This window comes from Mesorhizobium sp. M7A.F.Ca.CA.004.12.1.1 (assembly GCF_003997835.1).
Lineage (GTDB): Bacteria > Pseudomonadota > Alphaproteobacteria > Rhizobiales > Rhizobiaceae > Mesorhizobium.
In genome coordinates, this window is the sequence record NZ_RZRK01000520.1 from 1 (window position 1) to 4376 (window position 4376).

Annotated in this window: 6 protein-coding genes; 5 read left to right on the forward strand and 1 reads right to left on the reverse strand. The window is 63.5% G+C overall.

Annotated features, from left to right (window positions below; genetic code table 11):
- Positions 1-657: hypothetical protein (locus EN984_RS24050; RefSeq protein WP_348630235.1), on the forward strand; the 657-nt coding region annotated here is incomplete at its 5' end.
- Between the two features lie 42 nt (positions 658-699).
- Here the strand turns inward: EN984_RS24050 and EN984_RS24055 are convergent.
- On the reverse strand, positions 700-1626 hold the full coding sequence (locus EN984_RS24055) for a LysR family transcriptional regulator (protein WP_127271514.1): 927 nt from the start codon (positions 1624-1626) through the stop codon (positions 700-702).
- 91 nt (positions 1627-1717) lie between these two features.
- Here EN984_RS24055 and EN984_RS24060 point away from each other — a divergent pair, with 91 nt between their 5' ends.
- The 4 genes from EN984_RS24060 (at position 1718) to EN984_RS39385 (ending at position 4090) form a co-directional block, all read left to right on the forward strand.
- Entirely contained in the window at positions 1718-2611 is an 894-nt protein-coding gene (locus EN984_RS24060) for a DMT family transporter (protein WP_127273280.1), read from the forward strand.
- Positions 2612-2696: 85 nt separating this feature from the next.
- The gene (locus tag EN984_RS24065) at positions 2697-3572 is read left to right on the forward strand and encodes an alpha/beta hydrolase (RefSeq protein ID WP_127271241.1); all 876 of its coding nucleotides are present in this window, start codon (positions 2697-2699) and stop codon (positions 3570-3572) included.
- Between the two features lie 56 nt (positions 3573-3628).
- Positions 3629-3955 (forward strand): hypothetical protein, encoded by a 327-nt coding sequence (locus tag EN984_RS24070; protein WP_127271242.1) that lies wholly within the window; start codon positions 3629-3631, stop codon positions 3953-3955.
- 12 nt (positions 3956-3967) lie between these two features.
- On the forward strand, positions 3968-4090 hold the full coding sequence (locus EN984_RS39385; protein ID WP_256748382.1) for a hypothetical protein: 123 nt from the start codon (positions 3968-3970) through the stop codon (positions 4088-4090).
- Positions 4091-4376: the final 286 nt, after the last annotated feature.

Sequence of the window (4376 nt, forward strand, 5' to 3'; positions counted from 1 at the left end):
GCATGCGACAAGCCTGAGACAATGCTGAACGCTTATTGTGAGGCGGAAAAATGGTGTTGGTGGGCCGCAATGGACATTTCCTCCACTCGTCTTCCCGCCTTGCTCAGGGAAGTGATGACGCCGCAGGCCGTGCCCTCGGGGCAGGCCGATCCAGTCATGACGGCACTGGTCAAGGCGCTGGTCCAACCGCCGGCGCCGTCTCTGCTCGCACAACAGACAGCGCCAGCGCTGTTGACTTTGCCGGCCGCGCCAATGGCCGTCAAATCGCAGCAGATCGCATCGGCTGGCATCGTCGATGCCTATCTTGCCCAACTTGAGACGGGCGAAGAGGCGGCGTTGGCAACGATCGCGGCGAGAAAGGCAAAACCCGAAGCCGAAACGCCGCGAGCCTTCTTGCCGCCTCCGACAACGGCCAATGATAATGCTCCTGCCAGGGTTGCGGGGCTGTCATTGCTGTCGCTTATCCCGCCGCAGGCTCCAGTCCCGCGCAACGCTGCCGCTTTGGGTGCATTGGCGGGCAGGCACAGGCCGGCCAATCAATCCCATGGTGCGGCGCCGAACCCTGAGCACTTGCTGGTGAAGGTCGGCTTTGTTTCGATAGTGGCCGGTTTGCTGGGAACCGTGATCCTTGGGTTCGTTCTGTTGTTGCTTCGCTGAGCTTCGAATCGGCTGGTTCTCGATATATGCCCGGCGGAAGGCCTATCGCTCGGCTTCGATGAACGCCTCGATCTTTTCCGGCGCCAGCCCGGCCTCCGCCGCGATGCGGCGGGCGAGGTCGGCGGCTGCGGCGCGCGGCCGGCCGATCGGCCGGTCGAGCCAGTAGGACACCGGATTGAGCGCGGTGCGCTCATCGACGGGGGTGATGCGGCCCGATTGCAATTGATGTCCGGTCAGGGGTGGGCGTGCCAGCGCGATGCCAAGCCCATAGGCGGCGGCGTCGAGCACCAGATTGTAGTCCTCGAAGCGACGGTCCTGCGGGCGCGGGCGATAATCCATGCCTTGCGCGGCAAACCAGGCGCGCCAGGCAGACGCGTCGGAATCGTTGATCAGCGGATATTTGAGCAGCCGGGCAGGGTCGCCGCGGCCGATCTCGCGGGCAAGCTCGGGTGACGCGACGGGGAAGACATGTTCCTCGAAAAGCTGCACCGAGACGCGGCCCGGAATGCCGCCGCGTCCACAGCGGATGGAGAGATCGATGCCCTCATCGGCAAGGTCGGCCTGGCGGATATCGACATCGAGCACGATGCGCAGCTTCGAGGGATTGTTCTCCAGAGCCGCCATGCGAGGCATCAGCCACAGCCCGCTGACCGAGGGGATCGAGGTCAGCCGCACCACCGCCGTGCCACGCGGCTCGACCCAGCGGTCGGAATGGGTCGATATCAGCGCAAAGGCTTCCGCCGTGCGCAGATGCAGCCGGTTGCCCTCGATCGTCAGCGAGACGCCGCGCGCCCCACGGTCGAAGACTTTCAATCCCAGCCAGTCCTCGAGCTTGGCGATCTGCCGGCTGACGGCGCCATGGGTGATGTTGAGCTTTTCGGCGGCCGCCGAAAAGCTGCCTGTCCGCGCCGCCGCATCGAAGGCGCGCAGTGTTTCGAGCGGTACCATTGTGTCCGAGTTGTGATCCATAGTCACAGGTGATCCTCGATTTGGTCGTTTGTCAACTGGCCTGGAATGGCGTTTTCTGCCTTTCAGGACCGAAGAATGCGAGGGCAGTGAGATGAATGCAATGACGGGCACGTTGAATTCGACACAGCGGATGGACACCACGGCAGCCATTGCTGTCGCGCTGACGGTGGTTGGTTGGGCCTCCGCCTTTCCGGCGATCCGCGCCGGTCTCGCTGCCTTCGGACCGCTGGAACTCGGCGCGTTGCGCTTTGCCATCGCCGCGGTGCCGGCGGCGATCTTCCTGGCCATCAAGCGCCCGGCGCTGCCAAGGCTCGACGAAGTGTGGCGCCTGGTCTTTGGCGGCGCCATCTTCGTCGCGCTCTACACCGTCATGCTCAATTTCGGCGAACTGACCGTCTCTGCCGGTGCCGCCGGCTTCATCATCAATGTCAGCCCGATCTTCACCGCCATCATGGCGATGGTCCTGCTGGGCGAGCGCTTTTCGGGCATGGCCTGGGCCGGTACGGTGATTTCCTTCGCCGGCATTGGCGTCATCGCCATGGCCGACGAGAATGGACTGTCTTTTAACACCGGTGCTCTTCTGGTGCTTGGTTCGGCCTTGTGCTCGGCCGTCAACACCATCGTCCAGAAGCCGCTGTTTGCCCGCCATCATCCGTTGACCATCTCCGCTTCGAACATGGTGCTCGGCGCACTATGCCTGGCACCCTTCCTGCCGTCGGCCTTTTCGCAGGCGGCGGTTGCCGACGCAGCAGGCCTCGGCGCCGTCATCTTTCTTGGCATCGTGCCCAGCCTGATCGCCTATGCCGCCTGGGCGACCGCGCTGTCGCGTCTGCCCGCCGCACGTGCCTCCAACTTCCTCTATCTGGTCTCGCCGATGTCCGCGCTGATCGGCTTCTTCTGGCTGGGCGAAGTTCCGACGCTGCTCGGCATAATCGGCGGCGCGCTGGCGCTGGGCGGTGTCATCGTGGTGAATTTGAAGAGATGAATATTGCCGGCCGTCCGCTTCCCTCATTCGGGAACGATGCCTCGGTCAAACGCGTTTAGCCGGTGTTTATTCGACGGAGGTCCGAATGCCGGGTGCAACGACGCACCGACGCATGCAACTGGGTGATCTATCCATTTTCTATCGCGAGGCAGGGCCGCCAGAAGCACCTGTCTTGCTGTTGCCGCACGGCTATCCCTGCTCTTCGTTCCAATTCCGCCGACTGATGCCGGCGCTCGCCGACCGCTGGCGAACGATTGCATTCGACTGGCCGGGCTTCGGATACAGTGGCACACCAGATCCGGCCGCCTTTGGCTATGATTTCGACGCCTATTGCGACGTGCTTTCCAAACTTGCCGATGAATTCGGTCTCGAGCGCTACGCCTTGTGGCTGCATGATTACGGCTCGCAGATAGGACTCCGGCATTCGATCTCGCACCCCGAGCGGATCAGTGCCCTGATCATCCAGAACGGCGACATCTACGAGGACGTGCTTGGCCCCAAATACGCCACGATCAAGGCTTGGTGGGCCGACAAGACGCCCGACAAGCACCGTCCGCTCGAGGCCGCGGTAAGTGAGGACGGGTTCCGGGCCGAGTTCATCGGAGAAGTGGCTGACGACATCGCCACGCGCGTGGCGCCCGATCTCTGGAGCCTTCACTGGCCACTGATGAACACGCCGGTTCGTCGGCAGATCGCCGTCGGTCTGATGGAGAAGCTGGAAGCCAATCTCACCTGGTTTCCGCGCTACCAGGCTTATTTGCGTGAACACCATCCGCCCACGCTGATCGTTTGGGGGCCAGAGGACGGCTATATGCCCGCGGCGTCGGCACGGGCCTATCATCGCGATCTGCCCGATGCGGAACTGCATCTGATCGAGGGGGCGGGTCACTGGCTGCTCGAGACACATTTCGACGACGCGCTGCCGCTGGTCCATGATTTCCTGGGTCGTGTTCACGGCTGATCACAGCCGGTGTCCGCTACGCTCAGTTGCTGTCCGCCTGACTGAAGGAGAACCTCATGCCGACCAAACCGACCATCGCGCGCATCTGGCGCGGCCGCACCCGCCGCGACATCGCCGACGCCTATGAGCCATACCTGCGTGCCGAGGGTATTCCGCCCCTCGAGAAGACAGCGCTTGGCGTCCAATTGCTGCGCGCGGACCGCGATGCCGAGACGTGGTTCACAACCATCTCGTATTGGGCCGACATGCAGGCGATGACCGCCTTTACCAAAGGCGAACCGACCAAAGTCCATCATCTGGACCGCGATCCCGAGTTCCTGATCGAACTGCCGGAGCGGATCGACATCCACCGGATATTCGTCGATCGCCAGGGATTGCGCTGAACGGCGAATCTGGTGGTTCGCAATCTCGCCTTCTTCGCGGTGATGTCGCTGATCTGGGGTCTGACCTGGGCGGCGATCAAGCTCGGTCTCGATGACGTGCCTCCGCTCCTGCTGGCGGCGGCGCGCTATTGCTGACCGCCGCGCTTCTGGCAACAGCGGTGCGTGGAGCCGGCGCGGCATTCGCCCACGGGCGAACGGTGGTCTCGGCATTGCTGGTCAACACCGGCACCTACGAGCGGTGAAGCGATGGCCCGCAATCCGTCCGCAGCTACCGCCGCCCGAAAAGCCGTTCGATGTCCGCCAGCTTGAGTTCGATATAGGTTGGGCGGCCGTGGTTGCAGGTGCCCGAACCGGGCGTCGCCTCCATCTGCCGCAGCAGCGCGTTCATCTCCTCGGCCTTGAGCAGGCGGCCGGAGCGCAC

Bases quoted from the DNA above. Each gene is read 5' to 3' on its own strand.
- EN984_RS24055 (WP_127271514.1), bottom strand. From the start codon at position 1,626: ATGGATCACAACTCGGACACAATGGTACCGCTCGAAACACTGCGCGCC.
- EN984_RS24060 (WP_127273280.1), top strand. From the start codon at position 1,718: ATGAATGCAATGACGGGCACGTTGAATTCGACACAGCGGATGGACACC.
- EN984_RS24065 (WP_127271241.1), top strand. From the start codon at position 2,697: ATGCCGGGTGCAACGACGCACCGACGCATGCAACTGGGTGATCTATCC.
- EN984_RS24070 (WP_127271242.1), top strand. From the start codon at position 3,629: ATGCCGACCAAACCGACCATCGCGCGCATCTGGCGCGGCCGCACCCGC.